Raw genomic sequence first — 14,966 nt, 5'->3', positions numbered from 1 at the left:
ACCGTTTGAGCATGCTAACAGGAGAAAGAATATGACGGATATRGCGACCGGCAATGCGCCGGAGCTGCTTGTGGAACTGACGGCCGATATCGTCGCGGCCTATGTCAGCAACCACGTTGTCCCGGTCAGCGACCTGGCCAATCTGATTTCCGATGTACACTCGGCATTGAGCAACACATCCGTACCGCAGCCGGTGGCAGCGGTCATCGAAAAGCAGAAGCCCGCAGTCTCTGTCCGCAAGTCCGTACAGGACGAGCAGATTACGTGCCTGGAATGCGGCGGCAACTTCAAGTCCTTGAAGCGCCACCTGATGACGCATCACAATCTCGCGCCGGAAGAATATCGCGAGAAGTGGGACCTGCCTGCCGATTACCCGATGGTAGCCCCGGCCTATGCCGAAGCGCGTTCGCGCCTCGCAAAGGAAATGGGCCTGGGTCAGCGCCGCAAACGCGGACGCGGCTGAGTATCATACCGCTAGACGATAAAGAGCCGGGCCTGCTGCCCGGCTTTTTTGTATTTGCCGATCGTCCCTTCCGGGGATGTTCGGCCCTCGTCATTTATCTTCAAAAAAAGCGCGGCAAAAAATGTCGGCCCCGCGATTGCTCATCCGTCTCTAAAGCATGTCGCGCAAAAGTGCGCAGCGGTTTTGCGATAACGACATGCGAAAACAAAAGCCTGAAGCGTGGCAAGTGAATCTGAAAGATCGCGACACGCTTTAGGGCAATTCCAGCAAAAGTGCCCAGCGGTTATGCGTTCGGAATTGCGTGAAGCAAAGAGATTGATGACAGGCAGGCACTCATGCCGCCGCAAATAAGAGGAGAAGAGACAATGCGTGTAATGGTCATCGTCAAGGCGACAGCAGACAGTGAAGCGGGCGTCATGCCCTCGACTGAGCTTCTGGCGGCCATGGGCAAGTATAACGAGGATCTGGTCAATGCCGGCATCATGCTGGCGGGCGAAGGCCTGCATCCGTCTTCCAAGGGAAAGCGCGTTGCCTTCGATGGCCCGAAGCGTCTGGTCATCGACGGCCCCTTCGCCGAAACCAAGGAACTGATCGCCGGTTACTGGCTGTGGCAGGTCAAGGACATGGATGAAGCGCTGGAATGGATCAAGCGCTGCCCCAATCCGATGCCTGGCCCGAGCGAAATCGAGATCCGCCAGGTCTTCGAAGCTGCCGATTTCGGCGAAGCCTTCACGCCGGAGCTTGTCGAGCAGGAAGAGCGCCTGCGCGAAAAGATGGCTGACGGCAAATAATCCCATCAGGGGATATTATACTCGGGCGCCCGGCGGATTTCCTCCGGGCGCTCAGCCGTATGTGATCGCAGCTCTGTATTATACCGATCACGCGCCCTCAGGCCGCAGCGCGTACACGCGCTTCCTCGCGAATGCGGTTCACCATCGAGCGCAGCCCATTGGAGCGCTGCGAGGAGAGGTTTTCTGTGAGCCCGATCTTGGAGAAGATCTCGAAGGCATCCAGCGAAGTGATTTCGGACGCCGTCTTGCCGGAATAGGTGGCGAGCACGATAGCGACGAGGCCGCGCACGATATGCGCATCGGAATCGCCTTCGAATGTCATGACCGGATTGTCGGGATTGCCTGACGTATGCGTCACCAGCCACACCTGGCTGGCGCAGCCCATCACCTTGTTCTCGGAAGTCTTCTTTGCGTCGGCCAAATCAGGCAGCGCCTTTCCGAGTTCGATGACGTATCGGTAGCGGTCTTCCCAATCATCCAGGAAGGAGAAGTCGTCGATGATCTGGTCGAGGGTCGCCATGCTGTCAGGCCTTTCACTGTTACCGGATGATATAGGTGAAACGACCGCAGATTTGAACAGTTAAAAAGAAACGCCGTGAGGGATGGGCATCCTCACGGCGCAGCAAAGTGCTGAAATAAACAGGGCAGGCACGTCAGGCATGGGGCATCTCCGCGTCATGCGGACCACCGATGCAAGCTTGGGGGCGGGCGGATGCTCGCGAAATTCGTCAGATCGCCGGTTTCGGCGTCGGCAGCGGGATCGAGCCTGCCGGAATGGTGCTAGCCGAGATAGTACCAGTCACGACCTGTTCGGCCGAGGCACCGTCATCGACCGGCGGGCGGTAGGGCTGCGGCAGGTGCGGCATCGGCTGGTTCAGCGCGGCCTGTGCCTCGCGCACGGTGTTGGTGACGGCCTCCGGCAGGGAAGGAACGGCGAGTGCCACAGGCGCCGGCGGCGCAGCCGTCTTTGCAGAAGCCATTTTGGAGCTGTCATCCCTAAACTGGCTGTCGAGCAGTTCATAAGCGACACGGGCGCCTTCGCGGGCCCGGTAGCCGAGAGCCGTCAGGGTTTCCCCGCCCTTGGTGCAGACCTCGGGCTTTTCGGAGCACATGCCGGTCATATAGTCATAAGCGCCGCTTGCCGCCGTGAAGGCGTCGGAAAGCTGCAATTGCGGGTGGCCGGCATTGTCGAAGCTCTCCGAGCTGAAAACGGAGAGAGCGACGAGCACAAGGCCAAACCAGAATGATCCTTTGATCAGAAACCACATTGTCTTGCCCATCCTGTTTTCCCGTCCGGTCTTGTCGCCGAATCGGGCCGGTTGTCCGGTGTGTTTGCACCCTACCGCCAAGTTGCGAATGCCGCTTTTCGAAACTCACTGGCATTTGCGGCAAATTTGTCTCGAATTTTAATGATCGGTATTTTCGGGGCATTTCAGTCAAATTCTACCAGATGTCGTTAAGCATGGTGGCAGCCGCCGCCTGCAATCGTTGGGCTTTTGGCCCGCCGCTCTGCCATAAGAGTTAACGCAATGCTGAAATATGAGGAAAATCCGTCGCTTACCTGCTATTAACCACAAAATTCAAAGAGCCATGCGGATGGCCCAAAACGGGACTTTTAGCGTTTTTGGGCTGTGGAAGGCGACTTTGCCTTATCCTTTCCTTAAGCCGAGGGGGCCTATTGTCCGGGGTAATGAAAGGCCTTTTCGGGCAGGTATTGCGTGCGTGTATTGAGTGACATCGGCGGCCGGGCGACAGCCCTCGTGGACCGGGCAGCGGCAGGCTGGCTCTCCCGGACGAGCGGTGGCGAAGCTGTGCGCCAGAGTGAGCTCGCGATTCTGCGCCGCCTCGTCTTCCTGTCTTCTGCCGCTCTTATTGCCGCTCCGGTCGGCCTCTCCATCGTCACCAGCCCCGCTGTTGCACTGCCGGCCGGTGTCGCCACCGTCTGCGCCGCCTTTCTCTTTTCCGCCGTCGGCAGCATCGCGCTGGCTCGGCAGGCTATCCCCCAGCACGTGGCGGCAGCCACTGCCGACGATCTCTTCCTTGAGATGAGCCCAGGCCTCGTGCTCTTCCTCGATCCGCATGGCAGCGTGACGATGACGGGCGGCCGCGACAAGCGCGACTATCTCGCCTGGATGCGCGACCTGAAAGGCCGAGGCTTCTTCGAGCAGGTGCATGTTTCCGACCGCATTCTTTTCCTGCAGGCGCTGGATGCACTACGCCAGGGCGAGGAAAAAGCGATCGTCGATCTCAGGCTGGAGCGTCCCTCGGTCTCGCGCGATAGCAGGCAGTTCGCTTACCTGCGTATGGATATGACCGCGCGGCGCGATATCGACGGCATGCTTTCGGCCGTCGTTGCCCAGTTGCATGATGTTTCGGTAGAACAGCGGCTTCGCGCCGAGGCGCAGGCGCGCGCGACCGATGCGGAATCGGCCAATGACGCCAAATCCCGCTTCCTTGCCGCCGTCAGCCATGAGCTGCGCACGCCGCTGAACGCCATCCTCGGTTTTTCGGATATCCTGATCGGCGAATATTTCGGCAAGTTCGAGAACGAGCGTCAGCGTGAATATGCCGGCCTGATCCGTGAATCCGGCGCGCATCTGCTCTCCGTCGTCAACACGATGCTGGACATGAGCAAGATCGAGGCCGGCCGCTACGAGCTGATGCTCGAGCCTTTCGATATCGGCGCATCGATCCGCTCCTGCGAATCGATGCTGGCCCTGCAGGCCAAGAGCAAGGGTGTCACGCTGACGAACCGTGTCCAGCGCGGTATCGGAGAGGTCGTGGCCGACCAGCGCGCGCTGCAGCAGATCCTCATCAATCTCGTCGGCAATGCCGTGAAATTCACCGAAGCTGGCGGCGTGGTCACTGTCGATGCGGCCATGCGCGACGGCATTCTCAAGCTGACGGTCAGCGATACCGGCATCGGCATTCCGGCCGATAGGCTCGCCACACTCGGCCAACCTTTCGTCCAGATCCAGAATGATTATACCCGCCGATTCGAGGGCACGGGTCTTGGTCTCTCGCTGGTCAAGGGCCTAGTCGCCCTGCATGGCGGTCATTTCGCCATCGCCAGCCAGCCGGGCGAAGGCACGATCATCACCATCGAGATCGCCGCTGATGGTTCCGGCGCCTGCACCGGCGAGGATACCGGCCAGACGGGGCCCGTCGAGTTTCCGCCGCGACTGAAGGGTGCGGTGGTCGCCGTAGAACTGGAGGAGGGGCTCTTCGATGGCCGCGCGCAAGCGAAAATCGCCTAAAGGCAGGAAAGGGCGGCAGCAGCCGGGCCTTTTGATGACCGGTGTGGCGGCGCTCGGCGGTGTCGGCCTGCAGGGCGCGACCGCGCTGGGTGGCCTCGGTCTCCAGGGTGCTGGTGCGCTCGGCGGCGTCATCGGCCGCAATCCTTCCATTGCCGGCGGCACGATCGCTTTCGTCGTCATCTTCTCTTTCGTCGCCGCCAATGCGCTCTGGTATCAGCCCGGCTCGCACCCGCATCCGATCTTCCGCACGCGCGATCCGGGCGCGCCGACGGCTATCGGCTTTCGTCCGCAGGCCGAGCCGCAAGGCGATGTCACCACGTTCCGCATCGAGCGGCCGGACGATGCCAGCGCGACGACCCAGACCACGCCACCACCTGCCGTGGCCGGCCAGCAGCCGAACCAGCTCGTGATGGACATCCAGAAGGAGCTGATCCGCCGCGGTCTCTATAACGGCAATGCGGATGGCGTCATCGGCCCGCGCACCAGTGCGGCCATCCTCTTCTTCGAGGAAACGGTCGGCATGGCGCAGAGCGGCGACGCGACGCCCGAAGTGCTCGCAGCGCTCAGAACCGATGCCGCCGGCCCCTCGACCATTCCCGTCGAAAAGCCGCGGGAGGACGTGACGTCGAAGGCGACGGAGGAAGATCCGGTTGCAGCTGCCATCCGCAGCGCCGAAAAGACCGTCAAGACGGCGCCGTCTGCGCCGAGACAGGTTCCGCTGTCAGGCATTTCCAATGTCGATCTGGTGCTGAGGATCCAGAAGGGCCTCACCAACATGGCCTACGCCAATGTCGGCGTCGACGGCGTAGCGGGCGAACAGACCCGCGCTGCCATCAGACACTTCCAGAAGCACTATAATCTTCCGGAAAATGGCGAGCCGAGCGAAGCCGTGCTGAAGAAGCTCAAGGAAATTGGCGCGCTTTAAAGCAATCCCGGCAAACATGCGCAGCGGTTTTGCTCCCGGAAGAAAAGACGAACCAAAACTGGCTGCTGATGGTGACAACCCAGTCGTCAAACCTGGCGCGCAAGGGACGATGGCTGGTTCGCCAGCCGCAGGAGCCGGTAGTCCACTGTCGGCACCCGTCCTTCCACATCCACCACTTCTTCGATCGGGCCGATATTGATGGCAGCCGACGTCCGGTAGCGCTTCGGCGCAATGCCGGTCACGCGCTTGAACGCATTGCTGAAAGCGCTTTCCGAAGTATAGCCGAGTGAAAGCGCCAGCGAGGAGACGGGCATCGAGCCCTCGCGCAGCGCCCGTTCGGCAAGGCGCATGCGCCAGGCGGTGAGATAGGTGAGCGGAGCGACGCCCGCGACCGTCTTGAAGCGCAGCGCGAAGCTGGTGCGCGACATGCCGGCCGATTTCGCAAGCTCTCCAAGCTGCCAGTCATGCGCCGGGTCCGAATGCATCAGTCGCAGCGCCGGCGCAATTTTCTCGTCGCCGAAGGCGCGCAGCCAGCCGACCGTCAGCGGCTCCGATGTCATGATATGGGCGCGCAGCACCTGTACGAAGATGAGCTGCGAAAGCTGGGTGGAGGCAAGCAGTGCGCCCGGTTTACCCGCCGCCATTTCCCGCACCAGCTGATCCAGCAGCCACCGCAGCACGCCGGCCTCAGCAAGGGTCGCCCGCACATGGATGACAGGCGGCAGCACATCGAGCAGCAGCGCCGTGCCGGTTGGTCCAAGCGCGATATGGCCGCCGATATAGAGGAAATCCTCGCCCATGCCGTGCCGCGCCATGCCATTGACCTTCTTCTCCTTGAAGGTTGTGACAGCATCGGCTGGCGTCACCGCAAGATCGGTTGCCAGCACGAAGGAATGCTTGCCGTTGAGCAGCACGACGTCGCCGGCTTCGAGAAGGATCGGCTCGCTGCCATTGTCGAGCACCAGCCAGCAGCGGCCTTTGGCCACCGCGCTGATCTTGATGCGGTTCGGCTGCGGAAAGGCAAGCGCCCAGGCGCCGCCGGCAATCAGCCCGCCGGCCATCAGGCAGCGGGCATCGAGCAGATTAAGCATTTCGGAGAGGGGATCACTGGTCATCTTTGTACGATGGCGCAAGAAATCGGGATTTACAAGCATTCAGAATCCCGCTCGCGGGACATAGATGTTCTCCGACTAGAAAGGAGACATCCTATGTCCACTCCCCAAGCTCCTATAGGCTCCGCCTTCGGCGACGCTTCCACGGCGGAAGAGGTGATTGCCGGCCATGATCTCACCGGCAAGGTGGCGATCGTCACCGGCGGTTATGCCGGCCTCGGCCTCGAAACCGCCCGCGCGCTGGCGGATGCCGGCGCCAAGGTCATCGTGCCCGCCCGCAATATCGAGAAGGCGAGGGCCGCCGCTGAAGTCGTTCCGAGTCTGAAGCTCGACTACATGGACCTCATGGATCCCGACACGATCGACGACTTCGCCGACCGTTTTCTGGAGAATGGCGAACCGCTGCATTTCCTCATCAACAACGCCGCCGTCATGGCCAATCCGCTGACGCGCGACAGCCGCGGTTATGAATCGCAGTTCTCCACCAATCACCTCGGCCACTTCCAGCTCGCCGCCCGCCTCTGGCCGGCGCTGGTGAAGGCGGAGGGCGCCCGCGTCATTGCCGTCTCCTCTCGCGGCCATGTCCGCGCCGGCATCGATTTCGACGATCCGATGTTCGAAAACCGCGAATACCAGCCCTATGTCGCCTACGGCCAGTCGAAGACGGCGAATGCACTTTTTGCCGTCTCGCTGGATGCTTTGGGCGCAAGAGAGGGTGTGCGCGCCTTCTCACTGCATCCGGGCGGCATCGTCACGACCGATCTCATCCGCCATCAGTCGCGCGAATATCTTCTGGCGAGCGGCTATGTGGATGCCGATGGCAACCCGGTCATCGATCCCCAAAACAACAAGAAGACCATCGCCCAGGGTGCCGCAACCACCATCTGGTGCGCCGTCAGCGATGAGCTGGAAGGCATGGGCGGCGTCTATTGCGAGAACTGCGATATCGCCAAGGCTGTTCCAGCCAACTCCGAGGAGTTGCTCGGCGTGCGCCCCTGGGCGACCGATCCGGAGCTTGCCGAGCGTTTGTGGCAGATGAGCGAAAGACTGACCGGACTGACGCAGAGCTGAAGACGGAGCCCACACTTGACGTCATCCTCGGCCTTGTGCCTGGCATCTGCTGCCAGCAGATGCCAGGGGACAGACCTAGAATGACGGAGGGGCAGAGGCCCTAAGACCTAAGTCTAAGCCCCGATATTCTTAGACAATTGTTAACCATGTTGTTTGAAGCTTCTCTAATGTAGCTTGGGGGAGCTGGATCATGCAGGCGTTGAAGGCAGTGGAGGAGAATGCCGTAAGCCCGGCCCACGAACCGGATGGACCGGATCGCGACGCTCTGCGCCATATCCTCTCGCGCCTTGCCGAAGAGGCCTCCACGCTCGGCGTCGACCTCGTCGATATAGCCGGCGCCATCCAGGACATGGCGGCGATGTCCGCCCGCCATGCCGCCGCCTTCGATGACGTCACCCGCACAGCCCTTTCCATCGCCGAGACCAACCGTTCCGTCGCCGTTTCGCTGCGTGAGACGGATAGTACCGCCGCACAAGCGCGCCACATGCTGAAGGAATCGGCCGATCGCCTGTCCGGTTCGGTCGAGGAAATCCGCCATATGGTTCAGTCATCGGAAGAGATCAGCACGGAAATCGCAGGCTTCTCCCGCTCACTGACCGACGTCGACAAGGTGGCCGCCGAAATCAGCACCATCGCCCGCCAGACCAATCTTCTGGCGCTCAATGCAGCGATCGAGGCCGCCCGCGCCGGCGAGGCGGGCAAGGGCTTTGCCGTCGTCGCCTCTGAGATCCGCGCTTTGTCGCTGCAGACTTCCAAGGCGACGGGCTCCATTCAGGAAACGCTGGAGCAGCTTCGCGTCAAGATCGATCGTCTCTCGACTGTCGGCGGCGGCGCGCGCAAGAGTGCTGCTGGCGTCAGCGAAAAGTCTGAGGCAATGCGCGGCGCCTTCGAAAGCATGGAGCATGTCATCACCCGCATCCTCGATTCATCCGCCGTCATGGCCAATACGACCGAGGCCGTGGACCGCGATTGCGCCGGCTTCGTTGCCAAGCTCGGCGAAATGTCCGCCGAGGTGCTGGATTCCAACGGCCGACTGCAGCAGGCGGCAAAACGCGTCGACAGCGTCGTCGGTCTGTCGGAAACGCTGATCCAGCTGACCGCGAGCGCCGGCGTGGAAACCGCCGACCGCCACTGGATCGAACAGGCGCAATCCGTCGCTGGCAAGATATCGCATGCTCTCGAGCGTGCCGTTGCCGAAGGCGCAATCGGCATGGAGAGCTTGTTCAACCGCCAGTACCAGCCGATATCAGGCACCGATCCGGTGCAGATGATGGCCCCCTTCACTGATCTCACCGACCGCCTGCTGCCGCCGATCCAGGAGCCGGTGGCCGGCTCCGACCAGCGCATCGCCTTCTGCGCCGCCATCGATGAAAATGGCTACCTCCCGACCCATAACCGCAAGTTCTCTGAGCCGCAGCGGCCGGGCGATATCGTCTGGAATACTGCGAACTGCCGCAACCGCCGCATCTTCAACGATCGCGTCGGCCTTGCCGCCGGAAGGAGCACCGCGCCCTTCCTCGTCCAGACCTATCGACGGGACATGGGCGGCGGCAATTTTGTCATGATGAAGGATATTTCCGCCCCGATCACCGTCCGCGGCCGGCATTGGGGCGGCCTGCGGCTGGCGGTCAAGGTATAGCGTTGCCGCCACCTGCCGCACGGTCTATACCGCGCCCATGAGATTGCGCGCCGATATCTACGTTTCCGCTCTCGTCCGCAGGGTTTTCTCCGCGGGCGATTTTGCTGCCGTGGAAAAGAAGGGCGCTGAGCAGGCCGGTGCCATCTTCATCCGCCAGCGCTTCCGTGACGGCCTCGAAACCCTCTATGCGCCAGCCCCGCAGAGTTTCTTCGATGAGGAGAGCAGCGGCGACCGCCTGTTCGAAGTCAGGCTGGAGCGCGCCGAGCCGGACAAGGTGCGGGAGATGCTGGACCGCGAGCGCAAGTTCGACCCCGATCTCTGGATTGTCGAGTTGGAGACAGACAAGGTCTCGGAACTCATCCCGATGGCCGGCTGACGGCCTGCCTTGAATTTACGCCAATTCCCGCCTAGTTTACCGCCATCCGCAATACCAACAGGACGGTGCAAAATGGATTCCAACCTGATCGCAATGCCAATTCGCCTTGCCATCGGGGATTTCCATGCCTGCATCCATTACACTTTCCAATCTTTCGTGGTCCACACCTGACGGCCGGCCGCTTTTTTCCAATATCGATCTGAGCTTCAATGCTGAGCGCACCGGCCTCGTCGGTCGCAACGGCGTTGGCAAGACCACGCTTCTGAAGTTGGTTGCCGACGAACTGCAGCCGCAGACCGGCTCTGTCGCCGTATCCGGCACGATAGGCATACTGCGCCAGAGCGTGCAGGTCGGGCCGGATGAAACGGTTGCCGATCTCTTCGGTGCGGCGCAGGCGCTTGCCATTCTCCACCGCGCCGAAAGTGGCGAAGCGAGCGCCGATGAGCTTGCCCTTGCCGACTGGACACTCGAAGCCCGCATGGAAGCCGCACTGGAGCGCGCCGGCCTCGCCGCCGGGCCGCTGACGCTGCTGGCAGCGCTCTCCGGCGGCCAGCGCACCCGTGCAGCATTCGCCGCCCTGATCTTCGAAGATCCGGATTTCCTCATCCTCGACGAGCCGACCAACAATCTGGACCGGGATGGGCGCGATGCGGTGATCTCGCTTCTCAGCGGCTGGCGCCACGGTGCTCTGGTCGTCAGCCATGACCGGGAACTGCTGGAGACGATGGACGCCGTTGTCGAGCTGACGACTTTGGGCGCCACCCGCTATGGCGGAAACTGGAGCGATTACCGCGCCCGCAAGGCGCTGGAACTTGCCGCCGCCGAGCACGATCTGGCGGACGCCAAGAAACGTGTGGCGGAGGTCGCCCGCAGCGCGCAGGAAACGGCTGAGCGCAAGGCCCGCAAGGACAGCGCCGGCAAGAAGAAAGCGGCCAAGGGCGACATGCCGCGCATCATCGCCGGCGGCCTGAAGCGGCAGGCGGAGAGTACCAGTGGCGAGAATGCCCGCCTCGCCGAACGGCGTCACACGCAGGCGCTCGAGGATGCCGAGGAGGCGCGCAAGCGCATCGAGATCCTGCAGCCGCTCTCCGTCAAGCTGCCCTCGACCGGCCTGCCGCCAAGCAGATCGGTGCTGAAGATCGACGCCGTCACGGCCGGTTACGAGACGGACGAACCCATCATCCGCAAACTGTCCTTCGATATCACCGGCCCCGAACGTATTGCCGTTACCGGCCCAAACGGCTCGGGCAAGACGACGTTGCTCGCGCTGATTTCAGGCGATCTGCAGCCGTGGGAAGGAACGGTTCGTGTGCTGACCTCCGTCTCGATGCTCGACCAGCGCGTCAGCCTGCTCGACCCCGCGACCTCGATCCGCGACAATTTCCGGCGGCTGAACCTGCAATCGGATGAGAATGCCTGCCGCGCAGCACTCGCCCGCTTCATGTTCCGGGCGGATGCAGCGCTGCAGATCGTTTCCACTTTGTCGGGCGGCCAGCTTCTGCGCGCTGGCCTTGCCTGTGTCCTCGGCGGCGCGACACCGCCGGCGCTGCTGATCCTCGATGAACCGACCAACCATCTCGACATCGATTCCATCGCCGCCGTCGAAGCGGGTCTCCGGGCTTATGACGGCGCACTGCTGATCGTCAGCCATGACGAGGTGTTTCTGGAGATGGTCGGCATCGCGCGTCGGCTGGAATTGCCTGCAAGATAGTTACGTGAAGGAGATGCCGAGCAGCTTTTCGCTGAGCGACCAGAGCCGCTCGGTAGCCTCTGAGTCGGTCAGCGAAAAGCGCGAAGAGCGCCGTCAGCAATGCCTTTAAGCGCATAATATCGCGTCGCGCCGCCGCGGGACCGACGCGATTGTTTGACGGTTAGCGCGCCCGGTTGACGCTTTTGAGGTCGCGCACCGGCGCCTGCCGGATGAAGCGATAGGCCGGCGCGGCCTGTGGCTGTGCTGCGGGTGCCGGCTGGGCTGCTGCCGGGCTTTGCGGATTGTAGGTATAGCTGTCGGCGCGGCGCCATGCCTCGACACGGGCATGGCACTCTTCCGGGTCCAGCGCATCGAGAACGAGGAAGGCGCGGCTGACATTGTGCTGCACTTCAGCAAGATGCGGATAGAGCTTTTCTAGCACGAAGACGGAATCGAGAAAGCCCATGCCGAGGCTCGTCAGCGTCGTGGCGAGTTGCTGGCCGGAGAGGTCGAGCATGATGCGCTCGGCAAGCCAGCGGCTGGCAGACAGCGCATCGGCAAGTGCGGTGGCGAAATGCGTGGCTTCCCGCGAGCGGGCAAAGCGCACCAGCAGCGCCTCCTGAATGTCGGACAGCGAGCGAAGGCCGAGCCGATCCTCATCGTTGCGGCTGAGATGGCCGGCAAGGCTTCGGATGCGCTCGCGCAGCGCCTCTTCATTGGCAATGCGTTCTGCTTCCTGCTGGTCCACTTCGGGTGCAGCAGGCATCGGCGAAAGCGGCATAGCCGGCTGCTCGGCCGGTGCGGCGGAGGATGGGCGCGGCTCGGCCTGGCGCAGCGCCACCAGCGCATCGATGACCTTCGGCGACAGGGAATCCCGGCTGACGATCGCCTTCACATGCGCAGCACCATGGGTGCGGGCAATGGTGATCAACGTATCGTCGCTGATTGCCTTGGAGGCAGCGAGGAAAGGTGCGGCGACTTCGATTGGCTGGTTGCCGATGAACAGTGCAACTGCTGCCGGCATGTTCTCGCATTGGGAAAGAGCTGCTACGGCCTGGCGTCTTGCCTCTTCGGAGGAGGCCTGGAAAAGCGGCATGAAGAGTTCGGCAAACTGGCGCAGTTCGGAGCGTGTCGGATGTGACAGGTTCTCGAAACTGCTGACAGTCGCCATTAACACCACGTCCTTCTTCCTGATGGCCATGGGGCCCTCTAGGTCTCGAAACCGGTCACGCACAAGAACACCCCGAAAACGCAGAACAAGCGGGAGACCGTGGGCCGACAAGCGCTGGCGGGACGCATGTCAGACATACGGTTATGAACAAATCCTACACCGGCACGGTTAATGGATGCTGAAGATTCTATTAAAATGCAACAGAAATATACACGTTTCGCGTGTCGTGGATTGGTGAGCCGGCAAAATAAAATCAAACGCCCCGGAAGCGGGGCGATTTCCAGTTTTTAAAGATGTGGATAAATAGCCGGCAAATAATCTAGAGGCCCTTGTGGCCTCTGAGTGCCGACAGCAGTTTGTCGTGGTCGTCATGGCCCGACTGGTAAAAAAGGTCGAGCGCGGTCGAAGCAGCAAACTGCGCTTCGACACTTCTGATGTCGATCTGCTTTTCCGCGCACCAGGCATCCAGCGCGCTACGCAATATATCCAGATCTTCTGACGTGAATGTGGCGTTGTATAGAAGGGGCATGGGTTGCTCTCCGTATGGCAGCAAGAGCACGTACAATCTCCCAGGCGGCCAATGCCTTAAACTTTTGGCCGATGGGGCGAGAATACACCCATCCACCCTTGCGGCAATTAATATTTTTGTGACGCATATTTGCAACACCTGCGGTGCAACGGCCGTTTCAGCGGAGAGGGGCTGTTAACTATCTGAATTGTTTCTAATTTTATCCGACGGCTTTCAGCCGGTCTTTTCTTTTTCGCGACTGAAACCAAACAACCATTCTGCGCGTTATCTCAATGCCGAGCAGACTGCCCAAAGCAGTGGCTGAATATTAGTAATCTGTTAACGGTCGTGTGTCTCAATTCGGACAGGAACGACGCGATTTGGGAATATGGATCGTGGAAGCTCCGCAACATCACGGTATTTCGGTCAGGTGCCGTGAGAAAGGCGCGAATGCCCTCGGTCCGGTTCATCCGGCGCTTGAGGACGCGCTGGCCCGCAGCATGGCGGGCAGGGTGAAATCCATCGCAAGTTCATCCGTCTCGGGCAGTGCATGGAGACGAGAATGGCAATTGTAGTCGCATTGGCGGACCGGCTGCGTGAGGAGCCGCGCCGCATGGGTAAAGAGCCCCGCGAAGCAAAAATCCTCTGGTTCACCGGCGTCCGTTACGAACGGATCGTCGAAACCCCGAAGAAAAATCCGGCGCATTCTGCGCCGCGCGTCAATAACAAGTAACTCACGAAAACAACCCTAGCGGGCGTCGAGTTCATCGCAGGTCGCTTCCGTCAGGAAGGCTCGCGCGGCTTCGTCGAAGCTTGCCTGCGGCGCCAGCGTGCGCAGCACCGCATACCCCTCAGGATGTGCCATCTCCACCATGATCGTCTGCTGCAGTTCCTGCGGCAGGTTCTTGCGGAGGTCCGTCAATTGGATCGGGCTTGCCGTAACAACGTCGAGCGCGCCGCCGACGGAGGTGCGGTCGTTCATGCTGAAGACCTCGTTCGAGGCGCTGTCATAGATCGCGATTGACCAGAAGGGCACATTGCCCTTGGCGGTGAAATGCACCGGAGCCTCGCTCACATCGAAGGAGCAGACGGCGGTGCGCACGAAGGGATCGCCATTGGCGAGCCCTGCTTCGTCATAGCGGCCGGTAAGCAGATAGAAAGTGTTCGGATCGCCCTCAGCCTCCACGCGCGTTGCGGCATCGCGGCCGGTGAAGTGTGGCAGAGCGAGAATGATGACGAGGTGCAGAAGTGCTGCGCCGAAAAGCCCGGTGAGGAGGGCGAAGAACACCCTAAGCATTGCCACATCCGATCTTGGTCAGCTTCGGCATCGAAAGGTCGATCACGCCGGAGCTGCCGGCAGTCGGCGTATCGAATAGCGTCAGCACCAACCGGAATGTGCCGGCCTGCGGCAGCGCCAGCCAGTTGCCGGGCTCAGCGCGTGCGGCAATGTCGATGGTGAAGCTGCTATCGGGCTGTCGCAGCACCGTCCATGAATTCAGCGCTGCTGGCAGGGTCGCCTGCAACGAGGCGGGATTGCCGGCATTGTCGGCGGTAAACAGCGTCCACAGCCGCGCCGGCGGCGTCTGGCCGATGATGCGGTAGCGGCAGGCAGCGTTCAGCCGCTCGCCGCTATCGTCCACACTCGCTGTAAAGGTCAGGCCCTCGGCACTGCCATAGAGCAGCTTGCCTGCGCGCGCACGATGCGACTTTGCGTAGGGGTCTGCGTCGACGGTCTGGAGTTCCGGAAAGGCCTCCCAGGCCCCGAGCTTGATCGCCCCGAATCCCTGCGTTGCATCCAGCGCATAAAGCGAAATCATGATGCCGCCGCCGAAGGCGACGATCAGCGTGATTAGGATGAAAAGGGGAAACCGAAACACCTTGCGCCCTTGAAGATCAAATCAGTTGAAAGGGTTACCACTGATTCTGGCAGGGTGGAATGCCGTGAGGCGATGTGTCCCCCAAG

The 14,966-nt window shown here is 61.4% G+C and carries 16 protein-coding genes; 9 read left to right on the top strand and 7 right to left on the bottom strand.

What is annotated here, in order from left to right:
• Window positions 1–31 precede the first annotated feature (31 nt).
• Together AC1DTN_RS23750 and AC1DTN_RS23745 are read left to right on the top strand one after the other, a co-directional pair.
• Window positions 32–463, top strand: a complete 432-nt coding sequence (locus AC1DTN_RS23750) for a Ros/MucR family transcriptional regulator (RefSeq protein ID WP_477922899.1) — start codon at window positions 32–34, stop codon at window positions 461–463.
• 365 nt (window positions 464–828) lie between these two features.
• Window positions 829–1,254 carry a YciI family protein gene (locus AC1DTN_RS23745; RefSeq protein ID WP_113322572.1) on the top strand — a complete coding sequence of 142 codons (426 nt, stop codon included), beginning with the start codon at window positions 829–831 and terminating at the stop codon, window positions 1,252–1,254.
• 97 nt (window positions 1,255–1,351) lie between these two features.
• On the opposite strand, the gene AC1DTN_RS23740 is transcribed toward AC1DTN_RS23745, so the two are convergent.
• Both AC1DTN_RS23740 and AC1DTN_RS23735 read right to left on the bottom strand, forming a co-directional pair.
• Window positions 1,352–1,774 (bottom strand): SufE family protein, encoded by a 423-nt coding sequence (locus AC1DTN_RS23740; RefSeq protein WP_310377918.1) that lies wholly within the window; start codon window positions 1,772–1,774, stop codon window positions 1,352–1,354.
• Between the two features lie 208 nt (window positions 1,775–1,982).
• The gene (locus tag AC1DTN_RS23735; RefSeq protein ID WP_310380014.1) at window positions 1,983–2,522 is read right to left on the bottom strand and encodes a DUF5330 domain-containing protein; all 540 of its coding nucleotides are present in this window, start codon (window positions 2,520–2,522) and stop codon (window positions 1,983–1,985) included.
• Window positions 2,523–2,972: 450 nt separating this feature from the next.
• Between AC1DTN_RS23735 and AC1DTN_RS23730 the strand changes: the two genes are divergently transcribed.
• Entirely contained in the window at window positions 2,973–4,511 is a 1,539-nt protein-coding gene (locus AC1DTN_RS23730; protein WP_310377916.1) for a sensor histidine kinase, read from the top strand.
• Window positions 4,483–5,436, top strand: a complete 954-nt coding sequence (locus AC1DTN_RS23725; RefSeq protein WP_439014395.1) for a peptidoglycan-binding domain-containing protein — start codon at window positions 4,483–4,485, stop codon at window positions 5,434–5,436. Before AC1DTN_RS23730 ends, AC1DTN_RS23725 begins: the two co-directional genes overlap by 29 nt.
• An 86-nt stretch (window positions 5,437–5,522) precedes the next feature.
• Here the strand turns inward: AC1DTN_RS23725 and AC1DTN_RS23720 are convergent, their stop codons facing one another.
• Window positions 5,523–6,590 carry an AraC family transcriptional regulator gene (locus AC1DTN_RS23720; RefSeq protein ID WP_439014396.1) on the bottom strand — a complete coding sequence of 356 codons (1,068 nt, stop codon included), beginning with the start codon at window positions 6,588–6,590 and terminating at the stop codon, window positions 5,523–5,525.
• Between the two features lie 54 nt (window positions 6,591–6,644).
• Between AC1DTN_RS23720 and AC1DTN_RS23715 the strand changes: the two genes are divergently transcribed.
• The 4 genes from AC1DTN_RS23715 (at window position 6,645) to AC1DTN_RS23700 (ending at window position 11,345) form a co-directional block, all read left to right on the top strand.
• The gene (locus AC1DTN_RS23715; protein WP_477922894.1) at window positions 6,645–7,619 is read left to right on the top strand and encodes an oxidoreductase; all 975 of its coding nucleotides are present in this window, start codon (window positions 6,645–6,647) and stop codon (window positions 7,617–7,619) included.
• 190 nt (window positions 7,620–7,809) lie between these two features.
• Window positions 7,810–9,258, top strand: coding sequence for a methyl-accepting chemotaxis protein (locus AC1DTN_RS23710; protein WP_439014398.1), 1,449 nt, complete (start codon window positions 7,810–7,812; stop codon window positions 9,256–9,258).
• 37 nt (window positions 9,259–9,295) lie between these two features.
• A complete protein-coding gene (locus AC1DTN_RS23705; protein ID WP_113322578.1) occupies window positions 9,296–9,634 on the top strand; it encodes a DUF1491 family protein in 339 nt (112 codons plus the stop codon).
• Between the two features lie 124 nt (window positions 9,635–9,758).
• Entirely contained in the window at window positions 9,759–11,345 is a 1,587-nt protein-coding gene (locus AC1DTN_RS23700; protein WP_439014399.1) for an ABC-F family ATP-binding cassette domain-containing protein, read from the top strand.
• A gap of 160 nt (window positions 11,346–11,505) precedes the next feature.
• Here the strand turns inward: AC1DTN_RS23700 and AC1DTN_RS23695 are convergent, their stop codons facing one another.
• Together AC1DTN_RS23695 and AC1DTN_RS23690 are read right to left on the bottom strand one after the other, a co-directional pair.
• Window positions 11,506–12,558, bottom strand: coding sequence for a DUF2336 domain-containing protein (locus AC1DTN_RS23695; RefSeq protein WP_113322594.1), 1,053 nt, complete (start codon window positions 12,556–12,558; stop codon window positions 11,506–11,508).
• Between the two features lie 256 nt (window positions 12,559–12,814).
• On the bottom strand, window positions 12,815–13,024 hold the full coding sequence (locus AC1DTN_RS23690) for a hypothetical protein (protein ID WP_439014400.1): 210 nt from the start codon (window positions 13,022–13,024) through the stop codon (window positions 12,815–12,817).
• A gap of 541 nt (window positions 13,025–13,565) precedes the next feature.
• On the opposite strand from AC1DTN_RS23690, the gene AC1DTN_RS23685 reads away from it, so the two are divergent.
• Window positions 13,566–13,736, top strand: a complete 171-nt coding sequence (locus AC1DTN_RS23685; protein ID WP_439014401.1) for a hypothetical protein — start codon at window positions 13,566–13,568, stop codon at window positions 13,734–13,736.
• Window positions 13,737–13,751: 15 nt separating this feature from the next.
• Here the strand turns inward: AC1DTN_RS23685 and AC1DTN_RS23680 are convergent, their stop codons facing one another.
• On the bottom strand, window positions 13,752–14,300 hold the full coding sequence (locus AC1DTN_RS23680; protein ID WP_113322581.1) for a DUF1254 domain-containing protein: 549 nt from the start codon (window positions 14,298–14,300) through the stop codon (window positions 13,752–13,754).
• Window positions 14,293–14,880, bottom strand: a complete 588-nt coding sequence (locus tag AC1DTN_RS23675; RefSeq protein WP_113322582.1) for a DUF1214 domain-containing protein — start codon at window positions 14,878–14,880, stop codon at window positions 14,293–14,295. The genes AC1DTN_RS23680 and AC1DTN_RS23675 overlap by 8 nt, the downstream gene beginning before the upstream one ends.
• Window positions 14,881–14,966: the final 86 nt, after the last annotated feature.

The organism is Rhizobium sp. 01T444 (assembly GCF_056398305.1).
Note: the sequence above shows the minus strand (reverse complement) of the source record. Positions and strands in the feature narration are given on the sequence as shown.